Genomic DNA, 15,059 nt, shown 5'->3' on the forward strand with positions numbered 1-15,059 from the left:
ATGCTCGGCCCCTTGGCAACCTGCTAGTTCAGCGGCGTCACGCTAAGGGTGCAGCGGCTTTTGACATAGGATCAAGATTTCTTTGGCTCCCTTGTCGTTAAAACTGGCTTTCTGGCCCCACGCACCCAATTTCGCATACTGAACATCGAGAATCTCGAATCCGATCTGCGCAAAAAGCCTGCGAACACTCTCTGCTGAGTATCGGCGGTCACGAACGACGAGCTCACACGGAGCCACTTTCTCACTTTCAAACTGCTCGCGTCGGTAAGCGACACCAACTTCTTCATGCCAAACGAAAAACGAAGGGTCGAAAATAGCACCGGTCGTTTGCATGATGTTGGATGGTGGTAGGTCCAGCAATTTGTTCGCTAAGTCGCTGCGATTGGCTCGGTTAGTAGCCAAATAATCAGTTAGTTCGCCATTCATAACAGAAGCAAGAAATTTCCCACCAGGCTTGAGGTGGAAAAACGCGGTAGCAAGTAGCTTTGCATTCTCTGCATCCGCAGCGAATGACCCGATAACGTCATAGAGGCAAATCGCGTGGTCGAATCTGACTGCGGACCGCCATTCTCTGGCGTCGGCGGCAACGAACCCAGCTTTGTCTGAGAGGTCTTCGGAAGAAACATTTGCTTTCGCATTCAGGATCAGCTTGGTCGAAGCATCCACGCCATAGCAAATGTATCCGCGTCTAGCTAATTCGATGGAATGTCTGCCCGCGCCACAACCGAGATCTAGGATTTTGGCGTCCTCTCTGGGTTGAATCGACCGGATGAGAAAGTCAATTTCGGAGGGAGTATACGCTTGCCATTTGTGTGAGGTGTCCAGCGTCATACTTTCGTACGCATCTGCAACAGTGCGATCACAGTCTGCAACCCATTCTTCCACAAGTGAGACTGCGTCATCGGAATATGGCTGGTGATCAAAGGTGAATGCAGCCCATTCTTCGGTCGCGCGGAGATCACCCAATTGCCATTTGTATGCCTTTTCGGACAAGGTCTTCAAAGACGCATCCGAATCGGAATGGTCAAGCGCGAAGTGTGTGTTCAATGAACTCGTTCCATCTCGCAGTTCGACGGAAGCCGTCCGGATATATCCAAGATTTGGGGCGGCCGCAGCGCGAAGGAGTTGCCAGTCGGCATTGATGTGCGCTAGGTTGCATCGTCGTAATGTCGCTTTCTCCAATGCGCGAACCGCCGCAGGATTTGCTGTCACTAATCCCCACGCGTATTGCTGAGATTGACTCCAAATCGACCGTAGTATTCGAGTTCCTAAGCCACGATTCTGGTGCTCTTTATGAACGACGAACTGTGTTACCCACGTGACGTAGCCTTTTTTCTCGATTAGCAGGCGTTGAAAGAATGCGTATCCGATCAACACATCGTCCAAGTACGCGAGAGCGGACCACGAGTCCGGTGCGGCCAAGTATTGACTCTTGAGTTTGCTGGCCTGTTGCATTACCGGTTTGCCAGCCTTGTCCTTCGATGCTTCAGGCCCCCATTTTCCATAGTACGCACAAAACAACGCAGCGCAGTCACCGAGAATCTTCTCAGTGATTTCACCTGCTCGGACCCATATGATCTTTTCAACCTGCATCGACGTTTCCTCTGGCTCAATTCAAACGGCAGTATCGCAGAAGTTTTGCGAGTTTGTTTTCGGGCCGGTGTTTAGACTGTACTCATGCGTGCATGCGAGGCCCGCACCCATACATCTGTTCAGCACATTCCGGGCGCACGCGTTTCGTACCTGCGCCTCGTCGACTTACACGACGCGTCGCTGGCGCATTGCTGAAATCTCATCATCGCTGCGGCCAAGCACTTCCCGCAGCACCTCGTCGGTGTGCTGCCCCAGCAGCGGCGGCGCGGTCGCGGCGCCGGCCGGCGTGGCCGACAACTTCATCGGGCTGCGCACCAGCGTCACCTTGCCGGCGGTCGGGTGCGGCATATCCACCGCGATGCCGCGCGCCTGCACCTGCGGGTTCTCGAACACTTCGCCGATGTCGTTGATCGGCCCGCACGGCACGCCGACCGCCTCCAGCCTGTCGATCCATTCGTCGCGCGTGCGGCGCTTGACCATCTCCTCAAGCAGAGGCACCAGCACCGCGCGGTTCTGCACGCGCAGCGGATTGGTGACGAAGCGCGGATCGGTCGCCAGTTCGGCGCAGCCACCGGCTTCGACGAACTTGACGTACTGGCCGTCGTTACCGGTGGCGACGATGATGTGGCCGTCCGAGGTGGCGAAGGTCTGGTACGGCACGATGTTGGCGTGCGCGTTGCCCCAGCGTTTCGGCGCCTTGCCGGTGTTGTGGAAGTTGCTGGCCATGTTGGCGAGCATCGCCACCTGCACGTCGAGCAGCGCCATGTCGATGTGCTGGCCTTCGCCGGTGCGGTCGCGGTGTGTCAGCGCGGCCAGCACCGCCACGGTGGAATACATCCCGGTCATCAGGTCGACGATCGCGACACCGGCCTTTTGCGGCCCGCCACCGGGCAGGTCGTCGCGCTCGCCGGTGATCGACATGAAGCCGCCCATGCCCTGGATCAGGAAGTCGTAGCCCGCGCGGTGCGCGTACGGTCCGTCCTGGCCGAAGCCGGTCACCGAGCAGTAGACCAGGTCCGGCTTGATCGCCTTCAGCGATTCGTAATCGAGGCCGTAGCGCTTCAGGTGGCCGACCTTGAAGTTCTCCAGCACCACGTCGGCGTGCGCCGCGAGTTCGCGCACCAGCGCCTGGCCTTCGGGCGTGGCGATGTCGCACGTGACCGAGCGCTTGCCGCGATTGGCGGCGAGGTAGTAGGCCGCTTCGGTGGTGTCGCGGCCTTCGGCGTCCTTGGCGTACGGCGGCCCCCACGCGCGGGTGTCGTCACCGGTGCCAGGACGCTCGATCTTGATGACGTCGGCGCCCAGGTCAGCGAGGTTCTGCGAGCACCACGGTCCCGCCAGCACGCGCGATAAATCGAGTACGCGGATGTGGCCAAGGGCCTTCGGTAATTCTGGGGTCATGGTGCTTCCTTGTTCAGTGACTTTACGAGCCTGTGATTATATCGGTGCGCCCGGCAGCAGGTACCCATACTGAGCGAGCTTTACCTCGCCGGCATGCTCGGTATAGGTACCCGCCTTCGCGGGTACGACGGTCTATGCGGTTTCGGGCATCTTGGTGACGGGCGATCATTCGTCCTGGAAGGCGGGCACGCCGCGCTGGATGGTTTTGATCTCGCGCTGGCCCGGCTGCAGCGCGCGTTCGATCACCTCCAGCGCCAGGCTGGGCGCGGCGCGGCCGCACATGAAGATGTCGGCGGCCGCAAAGCCGAATTCGGGCCAGGTGTGGATCGAGATGTGCGATTCGGCCAGCAGCAGCACGCCGGTCACGCCTTGCTGCGGACCGAAGCTGTGGAAATGGCTGTGCAGGATGGTGGCGCCGGCCGCCAGCGCGGCGTTGCGCAGCAGGGTGTCGATCGATTCGGGCGAGACGAGCAGGGCGCCAGCGACGCCGTGGAAGTCGGCCAGCAGATGGACGCCGGCAGGGCGGTGCTTGGGAGCGTTCACTTGTGGCCGCCGCCACCGCCGCTGTAGCCGCTGCCGCCGTAGTAGCCGCCGGAGTGCGAGCTCCAGTTGCTGCCGCCACCAGTGTTGGCCGCCGCGCGCAGCATTTTCACCCAGCTGGTGCCGGTGGTGAGGGCGGTGACGATTACCGCGTACAGGAGGAACTTGTTGTTCACGGGTTTTTACTCATCGGATGTGGAGTGCACTGATTCGCTGGCGCAGGCATGAAGCTGGTCCGTCCTGCGGAGGCAGGACCCTATGCCGAGTCAGCATGGGTTCCTGCATGCGCAGGAACGACAACCTTGGATTCACTGGCGTCGACCAAGATGGGGTCAGGTCCGCAGGACCAGACCCCGGCTTTGCATGCCGGACCGTGATCATTTCTTGCCTTTCTCAGGCGCGAACAGCTTGGCCGGCAGGTAGATCGCCAGTATCGCTATAACCACGTAGAAGAAGGTGCCGGAAAAATTGAAGATCAGCGGGATCGCGTTCAGGCCGAGAATCCACCACAGGAATTTGGTCGCAACGTTCGTCGACGGCAGCGCCTCGTTTGGCATCTTGTGCAGCGGGTCGGCGCGCATCGCATTGCCGAACCACGCGTTCAGCTGGTCGAACGATACCTTGGTCGAACGCGACCAGGTCAGTTCTTCCTTCGTCAGTTCCGCCGCCAGCCGCGTCGGGCCGTTCTCGAATTCGAATACGTGCACCACGTCTCCCGCCGCCACGCGCCAGTTGAATGCGCCGGCGGCCCACTGCACCGTCGCGGGATAGTCGTACAGCTTGTTGTAGGTGGCGTTTTCGAGTTCGACCCGGTCCGATGACGTGGACAGCCATTGCGGCCAGGTGGTCATCACGTTGGACCGCGACCAGCCTTCGCTCGTCTCCACCAGCCAGAAGAAATTGGCGCGCGTGTTGTACAGCAGGTACTCCGTCCACGCGGTGCCTTCGTCGTCGGTGCGCACCATCGCCCCGATCACCTGGTACTGGACGTTGAAGATCATCGCGGTCGAGCCGAGCGGGATCGTCGTGCGTACTCTTTCGACGCTTTCGCCCTTGGCGAGGATCTGCGCCTTGGGGCCGGCCGCGTCGAGCTGCGCCTGGCAGCTCGGGCAGACCAGGGCGGTGGTCACGCCGGGCAGGTATTTGATGCCGGTGCCGCACGACGGGCACTCCAGCGCATCGAGCTTGCCGCGGTACTTGCCGGCGCTGGCCTTGATCTGCTCGTCGTCGCGCAGCAGCTGGCAATTCATGTCTTCCAGCGTCACCGACACGCCGTTGTACAGCGCGGGCACGTCGCCGTCGGAGTAGTCGAGCGTGACGAAGGCGCCGCCGGCGCGGAAGTCGGCCACGCGTGCCTGCCAGCCTTCGCCGACGCGAAACGGCAGCTCACCCTGGCCGCCGATGCATTGGGCCACGCGCTTTTCGGATGCGGTAAAGCGCTGGCCGTTGATGGTGTACAGCTGGCCCGGTGCTATCGCGTCGAATGCGGGCAGGGAGCCGGTGGCCTCCATCTCGGTGGTGGCCGTGTACAGCCCGGACGAGTCGCCCAGCCAGCCGGTGCCGGCGTCGTCGAACATGAGGAACCATTCGTTCCACATGCCGGCCGAGTACTTTAGCTGGATGCGCCCCACCACGGTGAAGTTGCGCCCGCCAAGCACGCCCGCGGTGCCGATCTGGATACGCGTGAAGTCCTCCAGCACCGAGGACATCTTGCCGAGGTCCTTGACTGCGTCGGCGTCCTTCATCACCGTGGCGCGGCAGTACTCGCACACTGCCACTACGGAGGCGTGCGACTTGAACTGGACTTCGGCGCCGCAGCTAGGACACGAGACGATCTGCATGGACAGCCGCTTAGCCGATCAGCTTTTTCAGCAGTTCGGCCTTGTTGCTGTCGTAGTCGGCCGCGGAGATCAGACCTTTGTCGAGCAGTCCCTTGAGTTTGCCCAGGCGGTCTTCGATCGATTCCTGCGCCGGTGCGGCGGGAGCTGCCGGCGCGGCGGTTGCCGGCTGCGCGAACGCGCCGCTCAGGCCCTGCGCCATCGCCTGTCCGACCGCGACGCCGGCGCCCAGCCCCGCGCCCATGCCGGCGAGGCCGCCTTCGTTCTGCGCGGCCAGCGGAATGGCGCTGGCGACCTGGAACTTGGTGAAGCCGCCCATTTTGTCTGCGGACATGCCGCCCTTCATGCCGGCGCCGATCCGTTCGTCCAGCGCCGCCTGCAGTTCCTCCGGCAGGCTGACCGAGGCGACGTTGAATTCGTCGAGGCCCACGCCGTAGCGCGCGAACGCGGTGGCCAGGTCGCCTTTGATCTGCTGCGCCATCAGCGCCTGGTTGGCCGCCATGTCGAGGAAGGCGACGTTGGCGCCGCCCAGCGAACTGGCCATCGTCGCCATCAGGATGCCGCGCAGCTGGTCTTCAACCTCGTCGCGGGTGTACACCTCGCGGGTGCCGCTGATCTCGGTGAAGAACTTGCGCGCGTCGGCCACGCGGTAGGAGAACATGCCGAAGGCGCGCACGCGGATCATGTCGAAGTCCTTGTCGCGAATCGTGATCGGCTGCGGCGTGCCCCACTTGCGGCCGGTCTGCACGCGCGTGCTGAAGAAGTACACGTCGGACTTGAACGGCGATGCGAACAGCTTGTCCCAGTTTTTCAGGTTGGTCAGCACCGGCAGCGTTTGCGTGGTCAGCTTGTGGGTGCCCGGCCCGAACACGTCGGCGATGGTGCCCTCATTGACGAACACGGCGACCTGCGACTCGCGCACGTTGAGGATCGCGCCGTTCTGGATCTCGAAGTCCTGCATTGGGTAGCGCCAGGCGAGCACGCCCTCGGTCTCCTCGTTCCACTGCAGGACGTCGATAAACTGCTTCTTGATGAATGAGCCAAGTGACATGATGGGTCTCCGGTGAACAGCGATTGATCAGGAAATGCAGCCGGCGTTGACTAAGCCGATCGACAGCGAGATGGCGCCGAGCAGGCCGCCGAACGCCTTGTTGTTTGCTTCTATCTGGTCCTTCGACATGCGCAGCAGGCTGGTCGCGACGGTGTACACGAGAATCTGCACGATCATCGCGCCGGCGGACCAGCCAAGAAACTGGTAGTAGTCGGCGGTGTGCAGCAGCGCGGACGATACCGTGACGGAGAAGCCGATCAGCGCGCCGCCCAGCGAAAACGCGGCGGCCTGGTTGCCCTGGCGGACCAGCAGCACTTCGTCGAAGGGCGTCGCGCGCGTGTAAATCACAAAAAACACCAAAACCATGGCAACTGCCGTCAAAAGGTGCAGCAGATAGGCTAGGATGGCGGGCATTAGGTTTCCCCTAATAAATATAGTCAGATTGACAGGACACGGCAATCTTAGTTCAAAAGACGATTTATGACCAAAAGAATTCTGATCCTTTCCGTATTTGTGGTGGCTTCGTGCGGACTGGCGTACGAGCTGATCGCCGGCGCGCTTTCGAGTTACCTGCTGGGCGACTCGGTGCTGCAGTTCTCCACCATCATCGGCTGCTACCTGTTCGCGATGGGCGTGGGCGCCCACTTCTCGAAGTACGTGAAGGACGACGACGTGCTGGCGCGCTTCATCGACATCGAGCTGGCGGTGGGCCTGATCGGCGGCCTGTCGGCGGCGCTGCTGTTCATGACCTTCTCGTGGATGACCGCGCCGTTTCGCACGCTGTTATATGTATTGGTATTTTTGGTCGGCGCGCTGGTAGGCATGGAAGTGCCGCTGGTGATGCGCGCGCTGAATGCACGGCAGACCGAATTCAATGAGCTGGTCAGCCGCGTGCTGACCTTCGACTACCTCGGCGCGCTGGCCGTGTCGCTGCTGTTCCCGCTGGTGCTCGCGCCTTACCTCGGGCTGGTGCGCACCGGCTTCCTGTTCGGGATGCTGAATGTGGCCGTCGCGTTCTGGACGCTGCACACCTTCCGCCACGAGCTCGCGCGCACGGGCGGACGCGTGCTGCGCGCGTCGTGCGTGATGCTGTTGCTGGTGTTCGGCTTTGCGCTTTCCGACCGTATGGTGCAGTGGGGCGAACATGGCCTGTTCGGCGACGAGATCGTGTATTCGACCACCACGCCGTACCAACGGCTGGTGATCACGCGCTGGAAGGACGACACGCGCCTGTACATCAACGGCAACCTGCAGTTCTCGTCGCGTGACGAATACCGCTACCACGAGGCGCTGGTGCATCCGGCGCTGCAGGCCTTGCCGTGGGCGCGCAGCGTGCTGGTGCTGGGCGGCGGCGACGGCCTGGCGCTGCGCGAAATCCTGCGCTACCCGAACATCAAGAGCGTCACGCTTGTGGACCTCGACCCGGCGATGACGAAGGCGTTCACCACGCGGCCCGAGCTGGCCAAGCTCAATCACGGATCGTTCTCGGATCCGCGCGTGAAGGTCATCAACGCCGACGCGGCGATCTGGCTGCAGGACAGCACCGATACCTTTGACGCGGCGATCGTCGACTTTCCCGATCCATCCAGCTTCGCGCTCGGCAAGCTGTATTCGGTGCCGTTCTACGGCATGCTGAAGAAGCACGTCGCGGCCAACGGGCTTGTGGTGGTGCAGTCCACGTCGCCGTTTTTTGCGCCACATGCTTACTGGACCATCGACGCCACCTTGCGCGACGTCGGCATGAAGACGTATCCGTATCACGCGTATGTGCCGTCGTTCGGGGAGTGGGGCTTCGTGCTGGCGTCGCCGCAGCAGCAGTATGCGCCGCCCACCAGCTACCGCCTGCCGATGCGCTTCCTTAACGCCGACACCACGCGCGAGATGTTCAGCTTCCCGCCCGACATGCAGCGCATCGAGATGGCGCCGAACCGGCTCAACACCCAGTCGCTGGTGCGCGAGTTCGAACAGGACTGGCGCCAGGTGATCCGCTGATGGACCGGCGTTCCTTCCTCGCCGCCGCCGGCGTGTCGGCGCTCGCGGGCGCCGCGGGCTTCTACAAGTGGCAGGAGATCACGGCGAGCGTCAGCTATCCCGGCCGCGCCGAAGGCCACTTCCTGCGTGACCGCGGCGAGCTGCCGGCGCCGTCGCAGACAATCGAGACCGACATCGTCATCCTAGGTTCCGGCATCGCCGGGCTGGCCGCCGCGTGGAAGCTCAATAAGGACGGGCATCGCGACGCGCTGATGATCGACGGGCCGCAGCCATACGGGAACGCGGCCGGCGGGCATTTCGGCGACCTGGCGTATCCGACCGGCGGCCATTACCTGCCGTTGCCGTCGCCCGAATCGACGCATGTGCGCGAGATCCTGTTCGATCTCGGCATCCTGCAGCGCGATCCGTACGCCGAGAAGCCGACTTACGACGAGCGCTTCATCCTGCACGGGCCGGAGGAACGGCTGCTGTTCAACGGCGCCTGGCAGGACGGCTTCATTCCGACGCACGGCGTGCCCGCGGAGGAACTGGCGCAGCACAAGCGCTTTTTCGCGGAGGTCGAGCGCCTGCGTGCGTTGCGGGGCGCGGATGGGAAGCGCATCTTCGTGTTCCCGACCGTGCAGTCGTCAAGCGATCCCGCGTTCGATGCGCTCGACCGGATCACGCTGAAGGCCTGGCTGGACCAGAGCGGCTATACGTCGCCGACCCTGCACTGGTACCTGAACTACTGCTGCCGCGACGACTACGGCACGCGCTACGACAAGGTGTCGGCGTGGGCCGGCCTGCATTACTACTGCAGCCGATGGGGGCAGGCGGCGAATGCCGGCAACGGCGCGTGGCTGACCTGGCCGGGCGGGATGGCGCCGGTGGCCGAGGCGATGGCGGCGAAGTCTGGCATCAGGCGGCTGGCCGGCACCGCGGTGTGGCTGAAGAAGGCAGGGGAGGGCGTCGAGGCGCAGTGCTTCACGCTGGAGGGCGGCGTCGCGCGCAGCTACGTGGTCAAGGCGCGCAAGGCCATCTGCGCGATGCCGTTGTATGTGGCGGCGCGGGTGGTGGCGTCTATTCAGGACTACGGCTTCGATCCGAAGCTGCACACCCCAAGCTACGCGCCGTGGATGGTGGCGAACTTCCTGATGAAGGATTTTCCGGCGGAGCGGCCGGAGGCGCCGCTGTCGTGGGACAACGTGGTGTACCAGGAGCCGGGGCTGGGGTATGTGGTCTCGACGCACCAGGACATCCGCGTGCAGCCGCCTGAGAAGACCGTGTTTTCCGCCTACGTCGCGCTGTCGGACCGCACGCCGGAACAGGCGCGCAAGTGGATGATGGCGGCGACGCCGGAGCAGCTGATCGAGCTGGCCAGCGTGGACCTGAAAAGCGCGTACGGCTGGAAGTTCGCGCCATGCGTGGAGCGGGTCGATATCACCTTGCGCGGCCATGCGATGGCGGCGCCGCTGCCGGGGTTTCGCGCGAACGCGGGCACGCGCGCGTTGCGCGAGGCCGATGGGCCGATCGTGTTCGCGCACGCGGACTTGTCGGGCTTCTCGGTGTTTGAGGAAGCCGCGTGGTGGGGCGTGCAGGCCGCGCTAAAAGCCAGGGCCTGAGGCCTGTCGTACCAGCGAAGGCTGGTACCCATGCTGAACCTGCGGTCCCCGTTTTGCACGCTCAGCATGGGTACCTGCCTCCGCAGGTACGACGGTGGATTGATGATGCCAGTGGCGCGGCTCGGCGGCGGCGACAAACCCGGGGACTAGGCGTCCCCGTCGCTCCGTCGGACCTGACCCCAGCCCTTGGGCTGCGGCGTGTGAATTATTTCGCTGGCTTGATGTGCGACAGCGCCTCGTTGAACAGCGCGCGCTCTTCGTCGACGATGCCGTCCACTTCCATCTCCTCCAGGCCCATCGCCTCGAGCACGAACGCCGAAAGCTGCAGGCTCGCTTCCAGCGTCTCCGGCACCACCACCGTCGCGCCGGCCGCCTTCAGCAAGCGCGCCTGCTTCTCGTCGCGCGCGCGGGCGAACAGCGGAATGTCCGGGAACTCGCGCCGGATGCCGCGCACGGCCTGCAAGGCCGACTGCGGATGGTCCATCGTCAGCACGATGGCCGGCGCCTCGTGCGCGTGCACGCGGCGCAGCAGCTCGGCGCGCGAGGCGTTGCCGAAGTAGACCGGCAGCCCTCGCTTGTGCAGCTCCGACGCGAGCCGCACATCGTTTTCAAACGCGATGAATTCGATGCCCTGGTCGGACAGCAGCTTGCCCAGCATCTGGCCGACGCGCCCGAAGCCGGCGATGATGATGCGTCCGCGCGCCGATGCGAGCGCATGTTCGTGCTGGTGCGCGGCGATGGCGTGCTGGCGGATTTCCCACTGGTCGCCGATCGCGCGTCCGAGCCGCGCCAGCAGGGGCGTGACGAACAGGCTCAGGCCGACGGCGAGCATGGCGCGCTGGCCCAGCGCCGGATCGACCAGCTTGCCGGCGGTTGCGTAGCCGATCACGATGAAGGCGAACTCGCCGCCCTGGCCGAGCAGCAGGCCGCCTTCGACGGCGCGGCCCCAATTCAGGCCGCCGAGGCGGAACAGCAGCGCGACCACCACGCCTTTGATCGCGACCAGCCCGAACACGGCGGCGGCGATGAACAGCGGCGCGTGCAGCACCTGGCGCGCGTCCATGCCCATGCCGACGGTCATGAAGAACAATCCCATCAACAGGCCGCGGAACGGCTCGATCATCAGTTCGACTTCGTGCTTGAATTCGGTCTCGGCCAGCAGCAGGCCGGCAATCAGCGCGCCGAGCGCCATCGACAGGCCGGCTGCGGCACTGACGCCGGCGATGCCGAGGGTGGTGAGCAGGATCAGCGCCATGAAAACGTCGGGCTGGTGGCGCCGCGCGAACACGCGGAACAGCGGGCGGATCACGTGGCTGCCGGCCAGGTAGATCAGCGCGATGGCCACGCCGGCCCTGGCGAGCGTCATCAGGATCAGCGTTGCCGCGCCGGCGCCCGCGCCCTTGGTCATCACGCCAATCAGGATCAGTAGCGGCACGACCGCAAGGTCTTGCAGCATCAGCACGGAGAACGTGGCCTGCCCGAGCGGCGTGGCGGTGGTGTGCTGCTCGGTCATCAGCTGCATGACGACGGCGGTGGACGAGAGCGACAGCACGAGGCCGAGGATGACCGCCGCTTCGATAGGCTGGCCGAGGAGCAGTACCGCGCCGCCGATCAGGACCGCGCTGGCGGCGATCTGCGCGCTGCCGGCGCCGAACACCCAGCGCCGCATCGACCACAGGCGCGCGGCGGACAGTTCGAGGCCGATCATGAACATCAGGAACAGCACGCCCAGTTCGGCGAGCACTTCGACGCCTTCGATGCGCGGGAAGGTCAGGTAATTGAGCCAAGGTGTGTGCGCCGCCATCAGGCCCAGGCCGAACGGGCCGAGCAGGGCGCCGACGGCGAGGAAACCGAGCACCTGGTTGATGCGCAGGCGCTGCAGCAGGGGGATCAGGATGCCGGCGAGCGTGAGGAACAGGAGGATTTCCCGAAGAAAGGGGAAGGCGTGGTGTTCTGGCACGGAGGGCCTGGGAAGTGGTTGTTGTGCCTACATTTTATACCGTGACCTGCACCGGGGTCAGACCATAATGCCGTTAAGTTAAGCCGTCGTACCTGCGCAGGCAGGTACCCATACTGAGCGTGCTTCACCTCGTCGGCATGTTCAGCATGGGGGAAACGCATGCGGTTCCCCTGCGCGGGTACGACGGTTTTTAAGCTGACGCGCCTCCGAGCAGTGCTGATCTATTCCTTAACTTAACGGCATTAGGGTCAGACCAAGTGGTCAGACCAGCTGTTCTGACCCCGGCTGCTCGCGCGGCAACTTCCCGCATTGCTGTTTATTCGCGGCCAACTCGTCTCGACGCGTGCGCCGACATCGCGCGTATCTTCCGCCGCGCCTTCGCCAATAGCGCTGGCCGAAACCGCCCGCCCATGGCACTCTCTCACCGTTGCCAAAAATACACAGGAGATCAGCATGAGCAAAGGATTGCGATTGACCGAAAAATGGATGCAGCGCGGCCTGTGGCTGGTTGCCTTCGTGTTCGCCGGATTTCTCATCGGTCTTGGCGGCAAGATCGTCGACAACATGTGGCGGGTCGCGCCGCCGGCGCCTTTCGAGAGTTTCATCGATCCCGTGCGCGGTCCGGCCTCGCGCGAGGCCGCCAGGCAGGCCGACGCGAAGCGCGTTGCCGCCGCCGAGTTGCAGCAGCAGGCCGAGCAGAAGCACGAAGTGGCCCGGTCCAACAGCAACGCCGCCCAGCAGACGTTCGAGAACTGGCTGTCGACCCGGCGCGCGACGGCTCGGCCCGACCAGGATACCGAGCTGATCGAACGCACCCGCGAGCTCGACAAACTCAAGGCGGCCGAGCGGGCCGCGCTGGCCGAGGTGCAGGCGCAGCAGCAGGCGCTGCTCGATGCCAGCCAGGCCCGCGACCGCGCCGAGGCCGAGTGGCGCCGCCTCGAAACTCCGGCGCGGATGGCGATGGAGCGTGCCCGCACCGAGCAGGAACTGCGTGTGTTCCTGTATCGCCTCGCGATTACCCTGCCGCTGCTGCTGGCGGCAGGCTGGCTGTTCGCGAAGAAGCGCCACGGCGCCTACTGGCCGTTCGTGTGGGGATTCATTTTCTTCGCGCTGTTCGCGTTTTTCGTCGATCTCGTGCCATACCTGCCGAGCTACGGCGGCTACGTGCGCTACATCGTGGGGATTGTGGTAACCGGCGTCGTCGGCCGTTACGCGATCGTTTCGCTGCAACGCTACCTGGAGCGCCAGAAGGCGGCCGAAGCGCTGCCCGACGTGCAACGGCGCGAGACGCTGCGCTACGACACGGCCATTGCGCGCCTCGACAAGGGCGTCTGCCCGGGATGCGAGCGGGCCATCGACCTGAAGGACGCCAAGACCGACTTCTGTCCGCATTGCGGCATTGGCGTGTACGACCGCTGCGGGCACTGCGTGACGCGCAAGAGCGCGTTCGCGCGATTCTGTTTTTCGTGCGGCACGCCCGCAAATGTCAGCATGAGCGATTGAAACGATGCCAGATGGGGTCAGGTCCGCAGGACCCGGCCCCGGCTGCAAGTTAGTCCTTCAGGTCCGCCGGCACCTTGCCGCCATTGGCCGCCAGCTTGTTCATCACCTGGCGATGCAGCCAGATGTTCATCGACGCCGAATCGTTCATGTCGCCGGTGTAGTTAAGCTCCTTCGCCAGTTCCTTGCGCGAATCGAGGCTGCTGTCGAGGTTGAGCAGTTTCAGCAAGTCGACGATCGAGGAGCGCCAGTTCAGCGTCTGTCCGGCCGAGCCAGCCATGCCGTTCAGCACCGATTCCACATCGACTTCCGACATCGGCGTTGGCGCCGCAGGCGCTGGCGCGGCAGGAGCGGCGCCCGGCGCCGGAGCCGCGGTCGTGGTGGTGGCCGCGCCGGTATTGGCCGGGTGCGACGAAGGGAAGATCTTGTGGAAAATATTGCTGAGGATGCCCATGATGTTGTCCTTGTTCGAGTGGGTGAAAAAGTGAATCAATTGCGGCGCATGCCCTGGGCCATGTGGCCGAGCGCGATCGCCAGCGCGGCGCCGCCAAGGCCCTTGACCAGCTGCGGATGCTGCGCGTAGAACTCGCCCATCCGGTCCATGATGCTCGGATTTGCCTGCTGGGCCTTTTCGGCGATCTCCTGCACCTGCTGCGGCGACATCTGCTGCGCCTGCTCAGGGGTGATCTGCGGTGCGGCGTTGCTGTTGCCGCCGCCGAACATATTGCCCAGTGCGCCGCCGGCGATCGAAGAAAGAACGCCCGGGCCGATCGCGCCGATCAGCTGGTTGAGCATGCCGGCGCGCTGGCTGCCGTCGCTGTTGCCGAACAGCTGGCCCACCATCTGCGGGAAGGGCGGCGTTTGATCGGAACGGAATGCTTGCGTCACGCCCTGCGCCAGGTCGGTGGTCGAGGCGTTCTGTGCGACCTGGTCGAAATCGTTTTCCGCCTGGTCCGGGTTGGCGGGATGCGAGCCCGCATATTGCTGAAGCAGACTACCTAAATCGAAACCCATGTCGACCTCCACGTAAATTGAATGAAGCATGCGCTTGCGCGATGCCGAGATGACAAGCGTATGCCGCATGGAAGAAGTTATCTGTTCGCCACTGCACCAACGGCGCCCGACGTCATTTTCCCCGTGGACAACAGCACGGCTTCGCGGATAAGCTGCGTTTTTCCGCCAATCAATTCTCGCCATGCGCTACGCAACGCTGCTCGCTTTCGCCGTCCTGTATGCATTTGCGACGGTCGCGTGGAAGCTGCCGCCGGCCGTCGGCATGGTCTATCTGGGCGCCAGCGCGCTGTGCTTCGCCGCGTACGCGCTCGACAAGTCCGCCGCGCGCGCGGGACGCACGCGCACGCGGGAGCGCAACCTGCTGCTGCTGGGACTGATGTGCGGCTGGCCCGGCGCCATGCTGGCGCAGCAATGGCTGCGGCACAAATCGGTGAAGCCAGGATTTCAGATGCCCTTCTGGGGCACTGTCGGCCTGAACCTGAGCGCGTTCGCGTGGCTGGCCTCGGGCGCGGGGCAGGTTTAGTGACAGACCGAATGGGGGTGTGCTCGAGATGGTGTCAGGTCCGCAG

The 15,059-nt window shown here is 63.9% G+C and carries 14 protein-coding genes; 4 read left to right on the plus strand and 10 right to left on the minus strand.

The annotated features are described in order from the left end of the window. Positions 1-42: 42 nt before the first annotated feature. The 7 genes from Q4S45_RS02850 to Q4S45_RS02880 form a co-directional block, all read right to left on the minus strand. A complete protein-coding gene (locus tag Q4S45_RS02850) occupies positions 43-1,593 on the minus strand; it encodes a bifunctional GNAT family N-acetyltransferase/class I SAM-dependent methyltransferase (RefSeq protein WP_305508953.1) in 1,551 nt (516 codons plus the stop codon). A gap of 165 nt (positions 1,594-1,758) precedes the next feature. Beyond that, the gene (locus Q4S45_RS02855; protein ID WP_305508955.1) at positions 1,759-2,994 is read right to left on the minus strand and encodes a CaiB/BaiF CoA-transferase family protein; all 1,236 of its coding nucleotides are present in this window, start codon (positions 2,992-2,994) and stop codon (positions 1,759-1,761) included. A 165-nt stretch (positions 2,995-3,159) separates the two neighbouring features. Further along, on the minus strand, positions 3,160-3,537 hold the full coding sequence (gene speD, locus Q4S45_RS02860; RefSeq protein ID WP_305508962.1) for an adenosylmethionine decarboxylase: 378 nt from the start codon (positions 3,535-3,537) through the stop codon (positions 3,160-3,162). Then, entirely contained in the window at positions 3,534-3,710 is a 177-nt protein-coding gene (locus Q4S45_RS02865; RefSeq protein WP_305508964.1) for a hypothetical protein, read from the minus strand. Before Q4S45_RS02865 ends, speD begins: the two co-directional genes overlap by 4 nt. Positions 3,711-3,911: 201 nt before the next feature. Continuing rightward, positions 3,912-5,375: a DUF4178 domain-containing protein gene (locus tag Q4S45_RS02870; RefSeq protein WP_305508966.1), complete on the minus strand. Its 1,464-nt coding sequence runs from the start codon at positions 5,373-5,375 to the stop codon at positions 3,912-3,914. 10 nt (positions 5,376-5,385) lie between these two features. Further along, positions 5,386-6,423: an SPFH domain-containing protein gene (locus tag Q4S45_RS02875; protein ID WP_305508967.1), complete on the minus strand. Its 1,038-nt coding sequence runs from the start codon at positions 6,421-6,423 to the stop codon at positions 5,386-5,388. Between the two features lie 27 nt (positions 6,424-6,450). Further along, complete coding sequence (locus tag Q4S45_RS02880; RefSeq protein ID WP_305508968.1) at positions 6,451-6,837, minus strand: DUF350 domain-containing protein; 387 nt, start codon at positions 6,835-6,837, stop codon at positions 6,451-6,453. Between the two features lie 66 nt (positions 6,838-6,903). Between Q4S45_RS02880 and Q4S45_RS02885 the strand changes: the two genes are divergently transcribed. Further along, positions 6,904-8,415 carry a polyamine aminopropyltransferase gene (locus Q4S45_RS02885; protein WP_305508969.1) on the plus strand — a complete coding sequence of 504 codons (1,512 nt, stop codon included), beginning with the start codon at positions 6,904-6,906 and terminating at the stop codon, positions 8,413-8,415. Continuing rightward, positions 8,415-10,016 carry an NAD(P)/FAD-dependent oxidoreductase gene (locus Q4S45_RS02890; RefSeq protein ID WP_305508970.1) on the plus strand — a complete coding sequence of 534 codons (1,602 nt, stop codon included), beginning with the start codon at positions 8,415-8,417 and terminating at the stop codon, positions 10,014-10,016. The genes Q4S45_RS02885 and Q4S45_RS02890 overlap by 1 nt, the downstream gene beginning before the upstream one ends. 205 nt (positions 10,017-10,221) lie before the next feature. Here Q4S45_RS02890 and Q4S45_RS02895 read toward each other — a convergent pair whose 3' ends face one another. Next, on the minus strand, positions 10,222-11,976 hold the full coding sequence (locus Q4S45_RS02895; protein ID WP_305508972.1) for a cation:proton antiporter: 1,755 nt from the start codon (positions 11,974-11,976) through the stop codon (positions 10,222-10,224). 453 nt (positions 11,977-12,429) lie between these two features. Here Q4S45_RS02895 and Q4S45_RS02900 point away from each other — a divergent pair, with 453 nt between their 5' ends. Further along, positions 12,430-13,479, plus strand: coding sequence for a zinc ribbon domain-containing protein (locus Q4S45_RS02900; RefSeq protein WP_305508974.1), 1,050 nt, complete (start codon positions 12,430-12,432; stop codon positions 13,477-13,479). Between the two features lie 49 nt (positions 13,480-13,528). Here Q4S45_RS02900 and Q4S45_RS02905 read toward each other — a convergent pair whose 3' ends face one another. Next, positions 13,529-13,930 carry a DUF3597 domain-containing protein gene (locus Q4S45_RS02905; RefSeq protein ID WP_305512029.1) on the minus strand — a complete coding sequence of 134 codons (402 nt, stop codon included), beginning with the start codon at positions 13,928-13,930 and terminating at the stop codon, positions 13,529-13,531. 35 nt (positions 13,931-13,965) lie between these two features. After that, positions 13,966-14,490, minus strand: a complete 525-nt coding sequence (locus Q4S45_RS02910; protein ID WP_305508976.1) for a hypothetical protein — start codon at positions 14,488-14,490, stop codon at positions 13,966-13,968. A gap of 181 nt (positions 14,491-14,671) precedes the next feature. Here Q4S45_RS02910 and Q4S45_RS02915 point away from each other — a divergent pair, with 181 nt between their 5' ends. After that, a complete protein-coding gene (locus Q4S45_RS02915; RefSeq protein WP_305508978.1) occupies positions 14,672-15,013 on the plus strand; it encodes a DUF1294 domain-containing protein in 342 nt (113 codons plus the stop codon). Positions 15,014-15,059 lie beyond the last annotated feature (46 nt).

It is taken from the genome of Massilia sp. R2A-15 (assembly GCF_030704305.1).
In the GTDB taxonomy this organism is placed as follows: Bacteria; Pseudomonadota; Gammaproteobacteria; order Burkholderiales; family Burkholderiaceae_D; genus JAFCUW01.

Bases quoted from the DNA above. Each gene is read 5' to 3' on its own strand.
- Q4S45_RS02855 (WP_305508955.1), bottom strand. From the start codon at position 2,994: ATGACCCCAGAATTACCGAAGGCCCTTGGCCACATCCGCGTACTCGAT.
- Q4S45_RS02905 (WP_305512029.1), bottom strand. From the start codon at position 13,930: ATGGGCATCCTCAGCAATATTTTCCACAAGATCTTCCCTTCGTCGCAC.
- Q4S45_RS02890 (WP_305508970.1), top strand. From the start codon at position 8,415: ATGGACCGGCGTTCCTTCCTCGCCGCCGCCGGCGTGTCGGCGCTCGCG.
- Q4S45_RS02900 (WP_305508974.1), top strand. From the start codon at position 12,430: ATGAGCAAAGGATTGCGATTGACCGAAAAATGGATGCAGCGCGGCCTG.
- Q4S45_RS02910 (WP_305508976.1), bottom strand. From the start codon at position 14,490: ATGGGTTTCGATTTAGGTAGTCTGCTTCAGCAATATGCGGGCTCGCAT.
- Q4S45_RS02875 (WP_305508967.1), bottom strand. From the start codon at position 6,423: ATGTCACTTGGCTCATTCATCAAGAAGCAGTTTATCGACGTCCTGCAG.
- Q4S45_RS02870 (WP_305508966.1), bottom strand. From the start codon at position 5,375: ATGCAGATCGTCTCGTGTCCTAGCTGCGGCGCCGAAGTCCAGTTCAAG.
- Q4S45_RS02915 (WP_305508978.1), top strand. From the start codon at position 14,672: ATGCGCTACGCAACGCTGCTCGCTTTCGCCGTCCTGTATGCATTTGCG.
- Q4S45_RS02885 (WP_305508969.1), top strand. From the start codon at position 6,904: ATGACCAAAAGAATTCTGATCCTTTCCGTATTTGTGGTGGCTTCGTGC.
- Q4S45_RS02850 (WP_305508953.1), bottom strand. From the start codon at position 1,593: ATGCAGGTTGAAAAGATCATATGGGTCCGAGCAGGTGAAATCACTGAG.
- Q4S45_RS02880 (WP_305508968.1), bottom strand. From the start codon at position 6,837: ATGCCCGCCATCCTAGCCTATCTGCTGCACCTTTTGACGGCAGTTGCC.